The organism is Bacillus sp. EB V-12, from assembly GCF_056158125.1.
Window position 1 is genome coordinate 623,668 of sequence record NZ_JBUXJL010000003.1, and the last position, 19,535, is coordinate 643,202.

Here is a 19,535-nt window from a genome sequence, read left to right on the forward strand (position 1 = left end):
ATTTCAAACAAAAATATATAGTACTACTTATTCAAAAAAATATCCTATAGAATAGACTTTTTTAAGCGTCTATTCTATAGGATATTTTTTAATTATCATATTTTTATTTGTTAAAACAACTTAATTCTCAAACACAAAATTAATCTTATTATCTTTCCACTCTAACTTCGCATCAAATGTTTTCTCGCCCTTTTTAAAGCCTTTAATTAAATCGGTCTTTTCACCTTTTAATAGCTTTGTCATATTCTTTTGCGAAATTGTTTTACTTAATATTTTCTTCGAGATGGTAAAGTCACATTGTGTCGTGTTGTAATTAGAACAGCCGTAAAACGTTGACTTATCAATTACATCGCCATCACATTTTTTACAGCTACCAACCTTTTTACCTGTTGTAAATTTCGATCCTTTTCGCTCAATCGATTCAACATGCAATCCAGTAAAGTCCCATTTCTCTGACATTTCCACTGCATCTTCAATAATTTTAGCTGATAGCTTTTTCGTCTGTTCCATAAATGTAGCTGGTGAAGCTGTACCTTCACCAATTTCCGCAAGACGTTGTTCCCATTTCGCAGTCATTTCTGGTGAAGCTAGTATTTTGTCACCAATTGCGGTAATTAATACTTTTCCTTTATCAGTCGCATACACTTGGTTTTTCTTTACATCTATATACTTACGGTCTTTCAGCATCGTAATAATACCTGCGCGAGTCGCTTCCGTACCTAAACCTTCTGTTTTCTTTAATACTTTCTCCAGCTCTTCATTCTCTAAATACTTACCAGCTGTTTTCATTAACGTAATAAGTTGTCCTTCTGTATAGCGCTTCGGTGGCTGTGTTTTTCCTTCTTTCACTTTCACCTTTACAACTTTTCCTTCTTCGCCTTCAGCTACAATTGGAAGAATGGTTTCGTCATCTTTATCGTCTTGGAAAATAACTTTACGCCAACCTTCTTGAATTTGCTGTTTTCCTTTTGAAATGAATTCAGCACGTTCATCTACAAGCGTAATGATTGTTGTATAGTCAAAGATTGCAACTTCATAATGAGCTGCAATAAGCCTTCTTACGATCATATCGTATATTTTCTTTTCATCACCTGATAGTCTGCTTGGGTTTGTAACTTGCTCTGTCGGAATAATTGCGTAGTGATCTGTTACTTTCTTTTCATTTACATAACGCTTGTTATTCATAATGGATTCAACCGGAGCCGGTAATAAGCCTTTATATTCATCAAACTGACTTAACTTCTGTAAAATATCAAGGAACGTCGCTGCTTCTCCTTGTGTAACATAGTTAGAATCTGAACGTGGATAAGAAACAATCCCTTTTTGATATAGTGCTTGCGTTATATCAAGCGTCTTTTTCGGTGAAAACTTAAAGGCTTTATTTGCCGTTGCTTGCAGTGATGATAAGTTAAATAAAAGCGGCGGCTGAAACTCTTTACGCTCCGTTTTCATTTCCTTCACAACAGCCGGTTTCCCTTGGCAAAATGCCGCAATTTTATTCGCCATATCAGGGTCTTTTAAGCGGGATTCATTATCCTTTTCCCATTTCCCGTCATATTTCTTTCCTTCTATATTAAAGGTTGCAAACACTTCCCAGAAAGGCTCTGACTTAAAGTTTTCAATTTCTTTCTCTCGCTTTACAATCAATGCTAACGTTGGTGTTTGGACACGACCAGCAGAAAATACATCATTCATTCCTTTTTTCTTTAACAAAATACTAAAGACACGTGATGCATTCATACCAACAACCCAGTCAGCGCAAGATCTTGTGTATGCTTCGTAATACGTATTAATTGTATCTGATTCATCAAGTAGATTTTTAAATCCTTGGTAAATAGCTTGCTTCGTTAAAGATGAAATCCATAGACGTTTCATCGGCTTTTGCACGTTACAAAGATTAATAATATTTCGTACGATCAGTTCCCCTTCACGCCCAGCATCTCCTGCGTGAATGATTTCTGTTACCTGTGGATTATGTAACAGCTGTTTCACAACGTTAAATTGCTTATACTTTGACTTTGTTACTTCAAATTGAAATCGTTCAGGAATCATCGGTAACGTATCAAGTGACCATTTTTTCCACTCTGCGTGATAATGCTCTGGATTACATAACTGCGTCAAATGACCAATTGCCCATGTACAGTACGCTCCATTTGGAAATAACTCATTCGCTTCTACTTCTAAATATCCATCTTTCCGGCGATATTTAAACTGTGAAACAAGAGCCAACCCTTGATCTGGTTTCTCGGCAATAATTAATTTCATTTTATAACTCCCTATCTGTATTCCAGTGTTACTTTCATTGTCTATATGTTTAGAAGCGATGATAAAACAACAATCTTATTTATCATTCGCGGTTTGTCTCGCAAATGGGAGACCTATAATATTATACGCTTATTCTTTATGGCTTCACAATAGAAACTCATAATATAACAATTTCTTTCACATGCTTACAATTAAAAAAGACGCCCTAAAAAATCAAGCGTTCCTTTGCCTACATCTATGAAATTGTGCAGATAATATGCAGATATAAATTATCATAAGTACACATATGATGAAATGAACGATAGGACAAGGAGGTATCATAATGTTTGCTTATACGTTAACTACCTTAACACTTTGCTGTACCTCAATTCTTATTACATCCAATATTTCTAAACGTAAGGGTACCCTAATGGAGTATATGGTATTTATTATGTCTTTTAGTATGAGTATCGGTTTAAGTATTGGTTTTTATTTAGGCATTCTCTTTAAGGGGGAATTACTATATTCTACTTTACTTGCTATTTTAATTAGTGGTTTTATCGGTTTTTTAGTGGGTCTACGTTTTCACCTATATACTGCTTTAGAAGGAATGTTTTCTGGATTAATGGCAAGTATGATGGGAGCAATGATTACAGAAATGTTAAATGCTCAACAAGCTCATAGTATATTGTTCATTAGCCTTTTACTTACTATAACAATAACTATGTCATGTATGATTCAGTTTTTATCAGAAAGTTTTTCTGCTGTTATTCAGCGACGTTTTCCATTATTACTGTCAATTGGTGTAGTAATTATCCTGACTATATTTGTAACGTTCCCAGAGCATATCCCGCCCACCTCTTCCACAGAAGAACAACATAAACATTAACAACTATAATCGATCCCCTCTACTATTTCATCATAGTAGAGGGGATCGATTTCATTATTTTTATTTCTTAACAGACAAAGATAAAAACACTTTGAATTGTTAGTTCAAAACTTCTAAATCTATGAAATTCTCTTTGCTTGAGAAAATATACTATTCCAGGTTGAAATAATAAAGCGAAACTTTAATCAGTAGGGGTTTTGTTCATCCCCACTGATTATCAGCCCTCACCAATCGGGCTTTTACGGGCAGTTGATCCCCAACCTAACTTCTTCGCTTTCGCTGAATTTTGAGACGTGGGGCTTACTGCCCGTTAGTGCGGGATAAATTTTCAATTAACCAATATATATTTTTGGATCCATAGCATTGCTCTTCTTTGCATTCCATTCACCTTTATGGATTTCAAAATGTAAGTGCTGTCCTTCAGATTGTCCTGTATTCCCCATTATGCCAATTTGTTGTCCTTGCTTCACTTTTTGACCAGCAGAAACAGGACGACTCTTTAAATGAGCATATACAGTCGTATATGTTTGTCCGTTAATATTGTGAGAAATAAACACAACATTACCATAGCTTGTAGAATAATAAGAGCGAGTGATTACCCCCTCTGCGGCAGCAACAACCGGCACTGTTCCTGAAGCAGCAATATCTAATCCATGATGCATTTTCCCACCACGTTTCTCAAATCTAGAAGTATATCTTCCTGCAGCTGGTTGAATAAAGTCATTTGTTTTATTTACCTCTTGGGATTGCCGCCACTTCTCTGCATCAGTCTCACTTGTTTTTGATAAAAATTCACTTGATACATAACCGTTTTTACCGTTGTAATTAATTTTCAACCAGCCATTTTGTTCAAATAGAACCTGTACTTTTATTCCTTTTGATAATGCACCAATTACACCATGATTTGTACCAGCGCCGTTTCTTACATTTAACACGTTTACGTTAACATAGTAGTCACCAACTGTTGCCCCAGTAGATAGATTACTAGTTTCAGGTTTTGATGGTGTACCTCCTTTAACGAATTTTACATATTCACTACTTACATAACCAGTTCTTCCATTATGATTAATTTTCAACCAGCCATTTTCAACGCCAGTTACTTGCAATATTCGTCCGTTTAATACACCACCAATTACACTATGGTAAGTAGCAGGGCCCGTGCGAACACGTAAAGAAGTAGCGTTTACAATGTATGTGCCGTCAGTTTGAACCGTAACATTCTTTTGTTGTTCATTTGTTTGGTCTACATTTGCATTAGAACCACTCTTTGAAATATAATCTTTACTAATATAAGCAGTTTGTCCACTATAGTTAATTTTGACCCAATCTTGAATTTCACCAGTTACTTGAACAACTTGTCCTTTATGTATAGAGCCTAAAATTGCATGGGAAGTACTTGGACCTGTACGTACGCGGAGAGAAGATACGTTAACTTTGTAATTGCCACTCGCTACTTGAACTTTTCCATTGTTATTGTCGCTTCCATTTGAACTACCGTCTATTACAAATTGACTGCTTACATAACCTACTTCTCCATTATGATTAATTTTTAACCAACCGTTTTCTTCTCCAATAACTTGTAAAGCTTTCCCTTCATATACGCGCCCCATTATTGCACTAGACGTATTTGGCTGTGTGCGAACACGTAATACATTAGCAGTTACAGTTTTACTACGACTCATGCTTACATTTGTCTTCGCTGATACATTATTTCCCGAAACAAATTCACTACTTACATAGCCAGTTTTTCCTTTATGATTAATTTTCAGCCAACTGTTTTCTTCTCCAATAACTTGTAAAACTTCTCCTTCATACACGCGTCCCATTATTGCACTAGACATATTTGGTTGTGTGCGGACACGTAGAGCATTTGTATTTACTGTTACTTGATTTTCATATTTTACTACATCAGTCGTTTGCTCATGCTTCGTGTCTTTTGGTATAACAGTATTTTTCGCTTGAGCAGTACTAATAAATACACTTCCTGTAACAGAAGCTACTGCTACACTAGCTAAAATCTTTTTCATAAGTACAAAACACCTTCCTATAAACACATTCAAGTATCATTATATTTTTCCCACTTAAACCATTCAGCAAAATTATTCTTTTACTTCCCATATTAAATTTCTAATCATTCACAATAATCTATATCTAGTAATAAAAGAAATTTAAATTCATAACACTCTGAAAATCCTCTCATTCTTTCAATCGAACACTACACAATGTAGTTTTAATTACCAAAAAAATACCGAAAAAATAATCACCTATAATTAATACTACAAAAATAAAAAAATCATAATTGAATCCTTCTTCATTTAACTCATAATTTTGCTTGAATATCTGACTTCTCCTTTCACACTACGAATTGTAGTATAAAATAAAAGAAAGGTCAAATATAAGTATTCAATCTTGTGGAACTACAATATAATACAATAAATTTATCCACTTCTAATCAAAAACCACCATGTTTTTTAATTCTTAAATAACAAAAAACATTCTCACCTTGTAAACTCTTTCTACAGGATAACCTTCTCGTATTATCTAAACTTTTATAAAAATAATATTCCCAATTCACAACATGACATATAAAAGCAGCAACCTATTAAGATAACTGCTTTCATCATTAATAAACTACATGATTTTCACATTATTCTGGTTTATTAGGAATATTAGGGTTTGGAACATAACCAGATTCATAATCTGTATAGTTCACTTCCGTTACCATCCCTGCTGAAGCATGATGTAGGTCGTGACAGTGGAACATCCACTCACCAGGATTGTCTGCTACAAAGGCTACTTCATATTCTTCTCCTGGCCTCAAATTCAATGTGTCTTTAACAATCGGAGAACCTTCTATCGGTTTTCCATCTTTACTCAACACCTGGAAGAAATGACCATGTAAATGCATTGGGTGATCATCCATTTTAGAACGATTTACCAACTTCACTTTTACTAAATCACCCTTTTTTACTTGAATTGGGTCAATATCCGGAAATACCTTTCCGTTAATTGTATATACCATTTCATTTCCATTCATTTGCGTATTTAAGTCCATATTATATGTGGCAGTATACTCTTGATTTAACGTGAAACTACCTAATTTTTTAGTACCATATTTCATTATATCTACTTTCGGTAATTTTTCTTTTTCGTCTGTTTTATCTTTCATCTCTTTGCTGCCATCATACTCAATAACAGCTTTCATTCCTTTTGCACCTTTATTTTTCGAATGGTCTTCAACATACCATTTCCCAGGATTATTAGCAGTAAATTCAATATCATAACGTTCACCCGGTGCGATTGAAATTACTTTATCCTTTATAACTTTTGGATCGTTTATTGGTTGACCATCTGTCGCAATTACTTTTATATCATGGCCATGAACATGTATATCATGTGATAGATAACCAGCATTGACGAGTCTAAGACGAACGTTATCTCCCTTATTCACTTTTAATGGCGCTACTAAATCACCGCTTTTTCCATTGATTGTGAATAAATCGTACATACTCATATCATGACCTTCCATCTTCATATTTCCATGGTCCATTCCTTCCATATTACTAGAGTCTTTTTTATCACTGCCCATGTTCATATCAGAATGATCCATGCCGTTCTTATCATCATTCTTTTCCCCATTTTCATTACCTTTAGATTTATTACCTATTTGCCCTTTTGTCATTTCTTTTAACTGCTTATTCATTTCTTCTTTATCTGTAACCCATTCATCCAACATTAATGTGTAATCTTTATCATATTTTTCCTTTGTATCTTCTACAATGAGCGCTCCATACAAACCTCTATCTAATTGATTTACAGAATCTTGATGCGAGTGATACCAGTACGTTCCTGGTACGTTCGCTTCAAATTCGTAAGTGAAACTTTTTCCTGGTTCAACTGCATCTTGTGTCACGCCTGGAATTCCATCCATGTTATTTGGGACAGGATATCCATGCCAATGAATAGATACTGGTGCAGATAATTCATTTTTTAATGTCACTTTCACCTTTTCACCTTTTTTCACCCGAATTTCTGAACCAGGAGATGAGCCATTAAATGTCCAGACTGGAACAATAACACCGTTACTTAATTTTTGCTTTTCTTCTTTCGCTATTAAAGTAACTTCTGGTCCTTTTTCAACTTTCAATGGTGTTGTAGCTGTTTCAGTCTGTAGTGTTTTTTTATCATTCATATTTTTATGATCATTTGTTATATTTGTCGTCACAGAACAGGCAGCAATTAAAAATATTACAGAGACTGTAACGGCTGTTAATACAAATCGCTTCATGGAAAATCCCTCCTTTTTCTTTTTCAAAATCATTATAGAAGTTGATTTTCAAGAAAATAAGGAGATGTAATTAGATCTTACGTAAGCTAATTGGAAGATTACTAAAAGCGGAGACATTACAAGAGGCGAATATTTTAGAAATACAAAATATTTTCCTTGTAGCGACTATACTAGCCGTTCTCGTATTTGTTTTGACGTTATTTCTTAAGAAACAATAACACTGCTATTATTAAATAAGAAAAATGTAGCTAAAATGCTCTTCACAAAAGAACTTACATTTTTGTATAATAAGAACTAATGTTCCTTACAAGAAGACAATAGACTCAAATTACACAAATATATCAAATAGAAGAGGATTGATATACGATGAAAATTGATAGACCAAAAATTTCACCAGAGTTATCTTCAAAGAATTTTCAAGATATTTTTTATGAAGAAGATCCAACATTGGAAGTGTGTGAAATTATAGACTCCACTTTCGAAAATGAATGTGTAGATAGAGTGCGATTATATGATGCGGTGATAAAAAACTGTAAGTTTACTAATACAGACTTTAGCAATATTGATATTACAGATGTTTGTTTTGAAAACTGTGATTTATCAAATGTTAATTTAAGCAATTCTTCTGTTCACAGAGTCGAATTTAAAAACAGTAAATTAATCGGAGTAAATTTCACAGAATCTAGCTTAGGAAATGTTAAATTTGAGAATTCAATTTTGAATTTAGCAGCATTTGGAAATTCCAAACTAGAAAAAATCATCTTCAATGAAACTTCATTAAATAATGCAGATTTTTTTGACTGTAAACTTAAAAAAGTTGAATTCCAATTATGTAGTCTTGATGAAGCTAATTTTGATCAGACATCACTGAAGGGGATAGATATTAGTTCTTCTACCTTTGATACACTTACAGTTTCAGTGAACGATTTAAGAGGATGTAAAGTATCAACATATCAAGCTGTTCAGTTTGCTACTTTATTAGGATTAATAATTAAAGATTAGTATTTCGAAGAAAAGAACCCTATCCCGAATCATGGATTTTTTAATTGTCCACGGTTCGAGATAAAGTTCAAATAAATTAGTGATGACTCTTTTATTATTTAACTACAGCTTGGTTTCCTTTTACATGTTCATTATTTACACTCATAAATTCTTCAATTTCTTCAACTTCCCTAATGATATCTTTTGACAAGTTTTCATACCCGTCTTTCGTTACAAGAATGTCATCTTCAATACGAATTCCAATTGATTCTCCTTCAATATAAAGACCAGGTTCAATTGTTATAACCATACCTTCTTCTAACACTCTATCTTTATATGTTCCTACATCATGTGTATCTAAACCAAGGAAATGGCTGACACCATGATAATAGTATTTTGATAACTCTTCATCTTCTTGAATTAAACCAATTGCTTTACACTCTTCTGCCAGTACCTTTTTTGTATGCTCATTTAATGCAGCGAACTTTAATCCTGGCTTAATAAGCGCTGTTGTTTCTTTTAATGCTTTTAATACAATATTATAAATTTGTTTTTGACGACTAGAGAATGTTCCATTTGCCGGGAATGTATAACTAATATCAGCGTTATAGTAGTCTTTTTGAGCACCTAAATCTAGTAATACTAAGTCACCATTTTGAATTTGTGCATCATTATCTTCATAATGAAGAACTGTAGCATTTTTCCCACTCGCCAAAATTGTATTGAACGCATGGTGCTTAATGCCAGATGATTTCAGTGTAAAATCAAATTGTGCTTCTAATTCATACTCCATCATGCCTGCTTTTGCATGCTTAAGTACGTTGTAAATACCGTCTTTCGTTATAGCAATCGCTTCTTTAATAATTTCAATTTCTTCCTCTGTTTTAAATACTCGTAATTCACAAATGTTCGGATATACATTACCAATTGTTACGTGTGGGTATTTTTCTCTTACATGTTTAGCAAATGCTAATGTTTTTGTCTCCGTACCATTCCAATCACGACGTTCTATATCTAAATATAGATGCTTCGCATTTTCTGTAAAAAGTATATTTGACATTGTCTTTTCAAAGCTATCTAAATATACAACTTTCTTTATACCTGAAATTTTCTCTGCTTCTTCGTTAGAAACTGTTTTACCGACCCATTTTTCCATTACTGGATCTGACTTTTCAATGAAAAGTGTTTCTTCAACACTACTTCCAACCTTTTTCAGCATAAAAATAACATTTGGTTCATCGATTCCCGTTAAGTAGTAAAAATTACGATTCGGTACAAATTTATAATGTGCATCAGCTGACATATGCGGTGCTTGTCCCGCAAATAATATCGTAATAGATCCCTCTGGTAATGTGTTTGCTAATCGTTCTCTATTTTGAGCAAAAAATGTTGATTTCATAATAATCCCCCTAGTGTTCTATGTATGCTTGTGAAACTAATCATCAATACAATTCATTCTATTATTGTTATAATTTTTCGTCAATTAATAGTACTCATAGCCAAAGGAGAATTTTCATTACTAAGGTCCCTTCCACGCTAAATTATGCATACCACTCCACAATTTCTTGACATTTATTCCATATACTTAAAATCACGTATATAGGAAAGGGGCCTACAAATTTGAAACATTATGTAGCAACAGGGTTAGCAATTACTTCTTTATTAATAATTTCAGGATGTTCTAGCAACGTCGAAACAGCACCAGTTAAGAAAGGAACGGCGCAATCTCAACCAAAAAATACAAAAACAGCAAATACGAATCCGCAAGACTTCTATAAAGAAATTACATCTGGAAAAATCGAGCACATTCATGGAATTGGCTATGCAGGAAATATGCCAGGTGTTTCTATTGCCACTCATAGCGGGATAAAAGTTTATCAAGATGGCAAATGGTTTGAAACTAAGACTGAGCTACATGATTATATGGGATTTCAGGCAACGAAGAACGGATTCTTTGCCAGCGGTCACCCTGAACCAGGTGCAAATTTAAAAAACCCTTTAGGATTATTGAAAAGTTCTGATGGTGGTAATACTCTTGAAAAACTAGCATTTTACGGAGAATCTGATTTTCATAACCTTGCTGTCGGATATAATACAGAAGCAATTTATTTATACAATGAGCGTCCAAATTCTAAATTACAACAAGGTTTTTATTTCAGTACGAACAACGGACAAGATTGGGAAAATAGTAAGTTAAAAGGTCTTTCAAGTACGATTCATTCCTTTTCCGTACATCCGAATCAATCTAGTGTAGTCGCAGTAAGTGCCAAAGACGGTGTTTACTTATCTACAGATTACGGAAATACGTTTGAAATATTCGCTAAATCACTTGAATCGACCGCAATTACATTAAGTAATGAAGATGTTATTTACGCGCCTATCAATAAGCAAATCGTAACGAAGAAATCAATTGCTACAAATGAGGAGACAAACATACAAATTCCACCTTTAGATCCTAAAGATACAATTATGTATATATCACAAAACCCTCAAAATTCAGCTGAAATTGTATTTGCTACAATGAAAGCAAATGTGTTCCTTTCTACGGATGAGGGTAATACGTGGAAGCAGATTGCTAATGAAGGAACATTCCAATTTAAGTAGAAGGGTGAATATAACGTGTTTTCAACAATTAGTGAATGGAGCTATCAACTCATGTCTCCTTTAATGGATGCCGCGAATGCTACGAAATCTGTACCTCTTTTATTTTCGTTTTTATTAGGCATAGTAGGTACCCTTGCTCCTTGCCAATTAACAGGAAACATTAGTGCTATTACACTTTATAGCAACCAATCTTTACAAAAGGAACATGTATGGAAACATATACTTTTATTCATTTTAGGAAAAATAATGGCTTTTACGACGCTTGGACTATTAGTATGGTTTTTAGGAAAAGAGATTCAGCAAATATTGACTTTGTATTTTCCATGGTTACGAAAAATGATGGGACCTCTATTAATTTTAATGGGGCTACTGTTGTCAGGTATTATAAAAAGAAGATATTTCTTCTCGATTAAATTTATACGAAATCAAAATGAAGTTGGTTCATTTTTACTCGGATTCTTCTTTTCCTTAGCTTTTTGTCCGACTATGTTCGTTCTATTTTTTGGAACGTTAATCCCTTTATCTTTATCATTTAATTACGGGTACTTGTTTCCAACGTTCTTTTCGATAGGAACTGCTCTTCCTATCGTCGTATTAATGTCCTTCATCTCCTATCTGGGATTAAACGGGGCATTACTAAAGAAGAGCAGGAAAATAGGAAATAGCATTCAGCGTATAGCTGGTTTTCTCCTTATTTTAATCGGATTTTATGATACTGCTCTTTATTGGTAATACATACAAAAGATAAGCTCTAGTGAAATGAGCTTATCTTTTGTAATATTATATTCATTTTTTCTTTTGCTGTAGTTGAGCTAATAAGTTCTTAACAAACGCGAGAAACAGCGGGTCATTCTCTTTTTTAGGTGACCATTGCATAATAAGTTGTCGTGGAATTGTAATTTCTATCGGCTGTACAATGAAGTCATGAATAATTTGCTTATGTAGTCCTGATAACGGAACGATTGTTATGCCATGAACTTGTATAGTAAGTGCTAATGCTGAACTAATTGATTCTGACTCCATCACTTTATTAACTGTTATTTCATTTTTCATCAAATACGGTTCGAGCACTTCTTTGCAACCAGAAAGCGGCATAATAAAAGGATAATTTTTTATATCATTAATAGTAAGGTTAGGCGGAACTTTTTTTGAAGAAACCATAACATACGGATCTTCACCAATGACATCATAATGAAATCCTTGTATTAAATTTTCTTTTATAGAAATAGAAAAATCTGCACTACCTGATGATAGCCAATCTAACACTTCTTGATAGCTTCCTTCTCGAACTGCAAGTACATATTGACTATGATCAATATTCCCTAGTTGAATACACTCCGCCAAACAATATACAGTAACGGAAGGATACGTAGCTAGTACAATTTTATACAAGCTTTTATTTTTCAACTGGAAAGCTGTTTCCTCAAGTTTTTCATACTCCATTAGAAGTCGATTCACACCAACTAAAAATTCTTTGCCATTTTCAGTTAGAATCGTTCCTTGTCTAGAGCGATCAAATAACGTTATAGCATATCGTTTCTCTAATTTGTTAATAATATGGGTTATTGCTGGCTGTGTCATATGTAATTCCTTTGCTGCCAGACTAATACTATTTAAACGAGCCACATATGTAAAGACTTTAAAATCAAAAACATTCATTCTGTTCTCCTTATATAAAATATATTTATATCATCTATAAATAACCTTCATTATATTTATGAAACCACTTCATTTACACTGAGTATACATCATCAATATTACAAATAGATGAAACTTATATACCCTAGAGGAGTGTTGATTAAATGAGTACTTACATTTTAGTACATGGAGCATGGCAAGGTGAATGGGCATGGGAATTAGTAAAACCTCAACTAGAGGCTTTAGGTCACACTGTTATTACACTAGACTTACCTGGAAGTGGGAAAGATACAACTCCTTCACAAAATATAACGTTAGATTCCTATGTTGATGCAGTAACAGCTAATATAAATCAACAAAATGAAAAGGTTATTCTTGTTGGACATAGTATGGGTGGAATCGTTATTACTCAAACTGCTGAACTTATACCAAATAAAATCGATAAATTAGTATATCTTTGTGCCTTTTTACCACAAAACGGAGAAAGTCTTGGTAGTAAATTAGACGGAGAAGATGGCCCGCAATTCACTATAAATGAAAATGACTTGACTGCTGAACTTATACCTAATCTAATTGAACAAACATTTTTAAATGCTACAGAAGACGGTTCTATTAAAGAAGCATCTTTTAATCAAATGCGTCCTCAACCACTAGGACCCTTCCAACAAGAGCTGAAAATATCTGAAGAAAACTTTGGAGCCATAGATCGCATTTATATTGAAACGACTCTAGATAGAGCGATTCCAATTGATTTTCAGCGCCGAATGAATACAGAAACACCTTGCAAGAAAGTTATTACTTTAGAAGCTGATCATTCTCCATTTTTCTCTAAAGCATCGGCACTTGTTCATTACTTAAATGAATTAAACTAAATTTTTCATAAAATAAATAGACACTCACAGGTGTCTATTTATTTTACTAATTAAAAGCTATCTTTACTCTATCTACATTGCCATGCCCTTTTGCTTCATCTCCCACTTTTTATACAGTAGTACTGCACCAAATAAAAATACTCCCGCAACAAATGAAGCTACTGGTAACATCTTTATCATTCCATCTGGAAATACGAGCGGCAATAATGGAAATGCATACACTGCTGGAATACGTACACCAACAATTTTTAATAAAATAAGCATTAATATCATATTTAATAAAGTGACTACAATCCATGAATCAATCGCAAAGTACAATATTGTTCCAACAGTTGCAGATGCAGTTAATACGACTATTTGTTTAAAAGCCATTTTTTCATTGTACATCGGCTTTTGAAGTGATTCATACACGACAACTAATATTGGTGGAATAACTGCTAATTGTTCATAACCAGTTATCCAACATAAACTGATCCACACAAAGTTTAGTATTAGAAATACAATCATATACTTATACTGTATATTCACTTTTCGCTCCAGACCACTGTTCAATTTAAATATAAGTACACCAACCATTAATATAAATGTTAAAGCGCAGACCGCGATAACAAATGACCATTCCGTCGCATTTGTTACTAATGGTAATAAACCTGTCGCAATTGATGGTGCTAAATTGGATTGAATTACACGCAAAAACAGCATCATGAATACAAGCGTTAAGCTTACTTTCCCTAAATAGGCTATATCCATTTGATTCACCATAAAACCGATTACAGCTGTTATTGACGGTGCAATAAAAATTTTTTCTGGTTGTCTTAACCATCCTGGCTCACGATACGCCCATAAAGCAATTGCCATCGCCGCTATTTCCGGCAAAATGACTTCTGGATCATTTAATAACACACCCGCTGTTACCATGGCTAAAATAAATAAAATAGCAATCGTATATGAGATGATTGTTTCTTTCTTTGAAATTACTGCATTCATTATTACATACTCCTTTGTGCTCATTTCTTTCATAATGTAAAACAACAATTTTATACCCTACTACGGTATTGTATATTAACATCTTTTCTATTTCAAGTATTAGTAGTCATTTACATTCTCTCTCACCCCATACACTTACAAAACAAGGCATTTTATAGACATTGACACTTATTAAAAGATAGGTTAAAATAACTATACATTAGTAAGTAGCTAATGTAATTAAATCTAACTAGAGGTGAAACAAATGAAAAATATTTTATTCCGTATTAACGAATTGTCCAAAAAAGAAAAAGCAACTGGATTAACAGTTGATGAAAAACAAGAACAACAAATGTTGCGTCAAAACTATACACAAACATTTCGTGGAAGCTTAGATTCCATTTTATTAAACACAAAAATTGTTGATCAAAATGGTCTTAACGTTACACCAGCCGCATTACAAGATGCTCAAATACGTTTAAAATTAAGCAAATGAGTTCCGCGCTAAAGAATTTTAATAAAACATAAACAGAGCTGGATTTCCTATATAGAAATTCCAGCTCTGTTTATTGTCTTTTCTAATTTAGTAAACGAGCGATACATCGCAATTCTCCACGACACAATCATCGCAAATGCAAGTAAGAAAAACATTCCGCTTAACTCTGCCAAATCAATTGATTGGCTTAAATATGACTTTAATGCCACGCGTACAGCTAATAAGCCTACTAAAATAAATATGAATGCTTTTGACGGTTTCATAAATATATGTTCGCCTTTTATTTCGAACTTAGTTGTTTTAATAAGAAAAATAGAAAAGATAAGCCCTATACTAATTGCCTCGACTATTTCTAACGATGTTAATCGAAACTCTGGTAAAAAGTACATCATCCCGCCTGTACTCATAAAAATTGGCGGCAATATAATTTTCTTTTTCGTTACCGGCTTTTTCGCTGCTTTAAAACGTAGAAACATTACCCCAACAGCCATACAAACCGCTATGACACTTGATAAAAGTGCTATCATACTTTCCACTCCTATCTATTTAAATGACTTTTTTAGCAAAATCATAAACCAATAAGTAACTACATGCCACATTATAGAATTTCTTCATTATATTCCTCCTGCTGTAAACTTTCCATATTCGCTGCAATCATTTTACGCAAAGTTTATGAACGGAATATGAACAAAAAAGCCATTCTGCAATTAATAATTGCAAAATGGCTTTTTAACTTATTTTAAATCGTCAATTGTGAAAGCACCTGGAAGTAATTGCTCAACAGTCACTTCTTTTTCATCACCTTTTACATTCGTTAGTAATACAGGCATTTTCGGATCACAGAATTCAGCAATTACTTGTCTACACGCACCACATGGTGAAATAGGTCCATCAGTTTCTCCTGTAATAACTAAATAACTAAAATCGCGCTCCCCTTCTGATACCGCTTTAAATATTGCTGTTCTTTCTGCACAGTTACATAAACCATAAGAAGCATTTTCTATATTACAACCAGTATAGATTTTCCCTTCTTTCGTAACTAACGCTGCGCCAACAGGAAATTTAGAATACGGAATATACGCTTTCGATAACATCTTGTTTGCTTCTTCAATATATTTTTTCTTATCCATATTATTTCCCCCTCAAAGTAAATGAAATGATGATTAGTCAGTAATAACTGTATGAACTAATTTAGGAGCCACTGCTGTTTCAGCAATAGAGATGTTCTCATAAATTTTTGCTTTTACATCTTCTACATTTTCACGATTTGCGTAGATTGTTACGAACGGCTCGCCTTCTTTTACTGCATCGCCAACTTTTTTACGTAACATTAAACCTACCGCTAAATCGATTTCATCTTCCTTCGTTGCACGACCTGCACCAAGTAACATAGCTGCAATACCAATCTCATCTGCAACAATGTTAGAAATAACACCTGAAGTTTTTGCAGGTACATCAATTACATACTTAGCTTGTGGCATTTTTTCTGGATTGTCTACAATTGAGCTATCTCCGCCTTGATTACTTAAGAACTCTTTAAATTTCTCAATTGCTTTTCCGTTTTTCATCACTTCAATTAGCATTTCACGAGCTTCTTCTAACGTATTTGCTTTTTTCGCAAGTACAACCATTTGACTTCCTAATACAAGTACTAATTCTGTTAAATCTTCTGGACCTTCACCTTTTAACGTATCAATCGCTTCTTTCACTTCTAGAGCATTACCAATCGCAAATCCAAGAGGTTGTGACATATCTGAAATAACAGCCATAGTTTGACGTCCTACATTATTTCCGATACGTACCATTGCATGTGCTAATTCTTTTGCATCTTCTTCTGTTTTCATAAATGCGCCAGCACCTGTTTTTACATCAAGTACGATTGCGTCAGCACCAGCTGCAATTTTTTTACTCATAATTGAACTTGCGATTAAAGGAATTGAGTTAACCGTTCCGGTTACGTCGCGTAATGCATAGATTTTTTTATCTGCAGGTGTTAAGTTTCCTGTTTGTCCAATAACAGCTACTTTGTCACGGTTTACAATATCAATGAACTGCTCTTTCGTAATTTCAACGTGGAATCCTTCTACCGCTTCTAATTTATCAATTGTTCCGCCCGTATGTCCTAAACCACGACCAGACATTTTTGCTACTGGTACATCTAAAGCAGCTACTAATGGTCCTAATACTAATGTTGTTGTATCACCAACACCGCCAGTTGAATGTTTGTCTACTTTAATTCCTTCAATTGCTGATAAGTCGATCGTTTCTCCAGACTCAACCATCGCCATCGTTAAATCTGCACGTTCGCGATCTGTCATATCTTTAAAGAAGATTGCCATTGCAAGCGCACTCACTTGATAATCAGGAATACTTCCGTCTGTATATCCATTAATAAAGAATTTGATTTCTTCAGTCGTTAATTCTTTGCCGTCACGTTTTTTTGCAATAATATCTACCATTCTCATTACAATCACCATTCCTTTTTATATTATATGAATCTATTAAAATAGTAAGCCAACGATTGTTGCTGATAAGAAACTTACTAATGTTGCACCGAATAGTAATTTCAAACCAAATCTTGCGACTACATTCCCTTGCTTTTCATTTAAACTCTTAACTGCTCCTGCAATAATCCCAATTGAAGAGAAGTTTGCAAATGAAACTAAGAATACAGAGATAATCGCTGTCGTTCTATCTGAGAAATTAAAGTTTCCTTGTGCTAAATCTGTCATAGCGACAAATTCATTTGATACTAATTTTGTTGCCATAATATTTCCGGCATTAACTGCTTCATGCCAAGGTACACCCATAATAAATGCAAATGGTGCAAATGCATAACCAAGAATTTCTTGGAATGAAATACCGATTACACCTTTAAATACTGCATTAATGAATGCGATAAGAGCAACGAAACCGACTAACATAGCTGCTACTGTAATCGCAACTTTAAATCCATCAATAATGTATTCCCCTAATACTTCAAAGAAAGTCTTTTTCTCTTCTTCTTGTACTTCTAACATATCTTCTTCCTCAGTAACTTCATACGGGTTAATGATAGAAGCAATGATGAAGCCACCGAATAAGTTAAGCACTAAAGCGGTTACAACATATTGTGGTTTTAATAACACCATATATGATCCAACGATAGACATAGAAACTGTAGACATTGCTGATGCACATAATGTATACATTCTTTTCTCTGGCAATAACCCTAGTTGTTTCTTAACTGAAATAAATACTTCCGATTGTCCTAAAATCGCTGATGCCACAGCGTTATATGATTCTAGTTTCCCCATTCCATTTACTTTACTTAATGCTAGACCGATAGATTTCACAATAATAGGTAATACTTTAATATGTTGCAAAATACCTATTAAGGCTGATATAAATACGATTGGCATTAATACACTTAAAAAGAACGAAAACTCTTTTTGATTTACTAATCCACCAAATACGAAATTCACACCGTCAGCAGCATATTTTAATAGCTCTCCAAAACCATCTGCTATTCCGCTTATTAATATATTCCCTACACTTGTATTTAATAATAGAAACCCCAAAATGAATTGTAATATAACCATCGTTATGATTGGGCGATATTTGACTTTCTTTCTATCATTACTAGCAAGCCAAGCGATACCTAAAATCAATACGAGGCCAAAAACACCGATTAAGTATTTCATAAGCCGTTTCCTCCCATTCGTATCCGCTTACATTTTTTTCAATTATTAAAGCAATAGATATACTTTAAATGTATATCTATTGCTTTAATCTTTTATCGATTAGTAGTTATCTGTAGCACCTTTTGCATCATTTAATACGATTGCAACACTAGCACTTGCTCCAACGCGAGAAGCTCCAGCAGCTACCATTTTGTCTGCATCTTCACGTGTACGAACACCGCCAGATGCTTTTACACCAATGTTTGGTCCTACTGTTTTACGCATTAATGCGATATCTTCAGCAGTTGCTCCGCCAGTTGAGAATCCAGTTGAAGTTTTTACGAAATCAGCACCAGCTTTTACTGATAATTCACAAGCACGTACTTTCTCTTCATCTGTTAATAGGCAAGTTTCAATGATTACTTTTACAAGAGCTTTTCCTTTTGCTGCTTGTACTACTTCATAAATGTCTTTTTCAACAAGTTCGTTGTCACCATCTTTTAAAGCGCCTACGTTGATTACCATATCAACTTCAGTTGCACCTTTTGCAATAGCATCTTTTGTTTCAAATGCTTTTGTTTCAGTCGTGCTTGCTCCTAATGGGAAACCGATTACAGTACAAACATCTACATCATGTCCAGCTAGTTCATCAGCCGCTAATTTTACCCATGTTGGGTTAATACAAACAGAAGCGAATTTATATTCCTTTGCTTCTTCGATTACTTTCATAACATCTTCTTTTGTAGAATTAGCTTTTAAAATTGTATGGTCAATTAACTTTGCAATGTTCATTATCTTCACTCCTCATATCTTTTAACAACTTCATTCTAACTCTTAGTTGAACAAATGTAAATATACTTTTGAAATTTTGTTCATTCTTTTTTAAAAGTAATTT

At 33.8% G+C, this 19,535-nt stretch carries 17 protein-coding genes; 6 read left to right on the forward strand and 11 right to left on the reverse strand.

Translation table 11 applies throughout. The features are described 5' to 3' along the window. Nucleotides 1-120: 120 nt before the first annotated feature. Nucleotides 121-2,265 carry a DNA topoisomerase III gene (gene topB / locus ACZDYH_RS14745; RefSeq protein WP_474886487.1) on the reverse strand — a complete coding sequence of 715 codons (2,145 nt, stop codon included), beginning with the start codon at nt 2,263-2,265 and terminating at the stop codon, nt 121-123. A gap of 322 nt (nt 2,266-2,587) precedes the next feature. Between topB and ACZDYH_RS14750 the strand changes: the two genes are divergently transcribed. Further along, complete coding sequence (locus ACZDYH_RS14750; RefSeq protein WP_025710121.1) at nt 2,588-3,133, forward strand: hypothetical protein; 546 nt, start codon at nt 2,588-2,590, stop codon at nt 3,131-3,133. A gap of 332 nt (nt 3,134-3,465) precedes the next feature. Here the strand turns inward: ACZDYH_RS14750 and ACZDYH_RS14755 are convergent, their stop codons facing one another. Continuing rightward, entirely contained in the window at nt 3,466-5,160 is a 1,695-nt protein-coding gene (locus tag ACZDYH_RS14755) for an SH3 domain-containing protein (protein ID WP_049107641.1), read from the reverse strand. A 620-nt stretch (nt 5,161-5,780) separates the two neighbouring features. After that, nucleotides 5,781-7,421 (reverse strand): multicopper oxidase family protein, encoded by a 1,641-nt coding sequence (locus ACZDYH_RS14760; RefSeq protein WP_474886489.1) that lies wholly within the window; start codon nt 7,419-7,421, stop codon nt 5,781-5,783. Between the two features lie 366 nt (nt 7,422-7,787). Here ACZDYH_RS14760 and ACZDYH_RS14765 point away from each other — a divergent pair, with 366 nt between their 5' ends. Next, nucleotides 7,788-8,423, forward strand: a complete 636-nt coding sequence (locus ACZDYH_RS14765; RefSeq protein ID WP_000687265.1) for a pentapeptide repeat-containing protein — start codon at nt 7,788-7,790, stop codon at nt 8,421-8,423. Between the two features lie 94 nt (nt 8,424-8,517). Here the strand turns inward: ACZDYH_RS14765 and ACZDYH_RS14770 are convergent, their stop codons facing one another. Further along, nucleotides 8,518-9,801 carry an aminopeptidase P family protein gene (locus ACZDYH_RS14770; protein ID WP_089170810.1) on the reverse strand — a complete coding sequence of 428 codons (1,284 nt, stop codon included), beginning with the start codon at nt 9,799-9,801 and terminating at the stop codon, nt 8,518-8,520. A gap of 221 nt (nt 9,802-10,022) precedes the next feature. On the opposite strand from ACZDYH_RS14770, the gene ACZDYH_RS14775 reads away from it, so the two are divergent. Both ACZDYH_RS14775 and ACZDYH_RS14780 read left to right on the forward strand, forming a co-directional pair. Next, nucleotides 10,023-11,006 carry a F510_1955 family glycosylhydrolase gene (locus ACZDYH_RS14775; protein WP_069604609.1) on the forward strand — a complete coding sequence of 328 codons (984 nt, stop codon included), beginning with the start codon at nt 10,023-10,025 and terminating at the stop codon, nt 11,004-11,006. A 15-nt stretch (nt 11,007-11,021) separates the two neighbouring features. Beyond that, the gene (locus ACZDYH_RS14780) at nt 11,022-11,738 is read left to right on the forward strand and encodes an urease accessory protein UreH domain-containing protein (protein ID WP_000493100.1); all 717 of its coding nucleotides are present in this window, start codon (nt 11,022-11,024) and stop codon (nt 11,736-11,738) included. Nucleotides 11,739-11,792: 54 nt separating this feature from the next. Here the strand turns inward: ACZDYH_RS14780 and ACZDYH_RS14785 are convergent, their stop codons facing one another. After that, nucleotides 11,793-12,665 carry a LysR family transcriptional regulator gene (locus tag ACZDYH_RS14785; protein WP_474886492.1) on the reverse strand — a complete coding sequence of 291 codons (873 nt, stop codon included), beginning with the start codon at nt 12,663-12,665 and terminating at the stop codon, nt 11,793-11,795. A gap of 143 nt (nt 12,666-12,808) precedes the next feature. Here ACZDYH_RS14785 and ACZDYH_RS14790 point away from each other — a divergent pair, with 143 nt between their 5' ends. Beyond that, nucleotides 12,809-13,516 carry an alpha/beta fold hydrolase gene (locus tag ACZDYH_RS14790; RefSeq protein WP_025710127.1) on the forward strand — a complete coding sequence of 236 codons (708 nt, stop codon included), beginning with the start codon at nt 12,809-12,811 and terminating at the stop codon, nt 13,514-13,516. Between the two features lie 72 nt (nt 13,517-13,588). Here the strand turns inward: ACZDYH_RS14790 and ACZDYH_RS14795 are convergent, their stop codons facing one another. Next, nucleotides 13,589-14,503, reverse strand: coding sequence for a hypothetical protein (locus tag ACZDYH_RS14795; protein ID WP_000994721.1), 915 nt, complete (start codon nt 14,501-14,503; stop codon nt 13,589-13,591). A 244-nt stretch (nt 14,504-14,747) separates the two neighbouring features. Here ACZDYH_RS14795 and ACZDYH_RS14800 point away from each other — a divergent pair, with 244 nt between their 5' ends. Beyond that, nucleotides 14,748-14,978: a DUF896 domain-containing protein gene (locus ACZDYH_RS14800; RefSeq protein ID WP_000789783.1), complete on the forward strand. Its 231-nt coding sequence runs from the start codon at nt 14,748-14,750 to the stop codon at nt 14,976-14,978. A gap of 47 nt (nt 14,979-15,025) precedes the next feature. Here ACZDYH_RS14800 and ACZDYH_RS14805 read toward each other — a convergent pair whose 3' ends face one another. The 5 genes from ACZDYH_RS14805 to deoC all read right to left on the reverse strand — a co-directional run bounded on the left by ACZDYH_RS14805 (nt 15,026) and on the right by deoC (nt 19,432). Beyond that, a complete protein-coding gene (locus tag ACZDYH_RS14805; protein WP_474886495.1) occupies nt 15,026-15,505 on the reverse strand; it encodes a CcdC family protein in 480 nt (159 codons plus the stop codon). 207 nt (nt 15,506-15,712) lie between these two features. Then, nucleotides 15,713-16,108, reverse strand: coding sequence for a cytidine deaminase (locus ACZDYH_RS14810; protein ID WP_000358533.1), 396 nt, complete (start codon nt 16,106-16,108; stop codon nt 15,713-15,715). A gap of 33 nt (nt 16,109-16,141) precedes the next feature. Continuing rightward, the gene (locus ACZDYH_RS14815; RefSeq protein ID WP_025710128.1) at nt 16,142-17,443 is read right to left on the reverse strand and encodes a pyrimidine-nucleoside phosphorylase; all 1,302 of its coding nucleotides are present in this window, start codon (nt 17,441-17,443) and stop codon (nt 16,142-16,144) included. Between the two features lie 36 nt (nt 17,444-17,479). Beyond that, entirely contained in the window at nt 17,480-18,661 is a 1,182-nt protein-coding gene (locus tag ACZDYH_RS14820; protein ID WP_000876188.1) for a NupC/NupG family nucleoside CNT transporter, read from the reverse strand. Between the two features lie 99 nt (nt 18,662-18,760). Next, the gene (gene deoC / locus ACZDYH_RS14825; RefSeq protein WP_001017432.1) at nt 18,761-19,432 is read right to left on the reverse strand and encodes a deoxyribose-phosphate aldolase; all 672 of its coding nucleotides are present in this window, start codon (nt 19,430-19,432) and stop codon (nt 18,761-18,763) included. Nucleotides 19,433-19,535 lie beyond the last annotated feature (103 nt).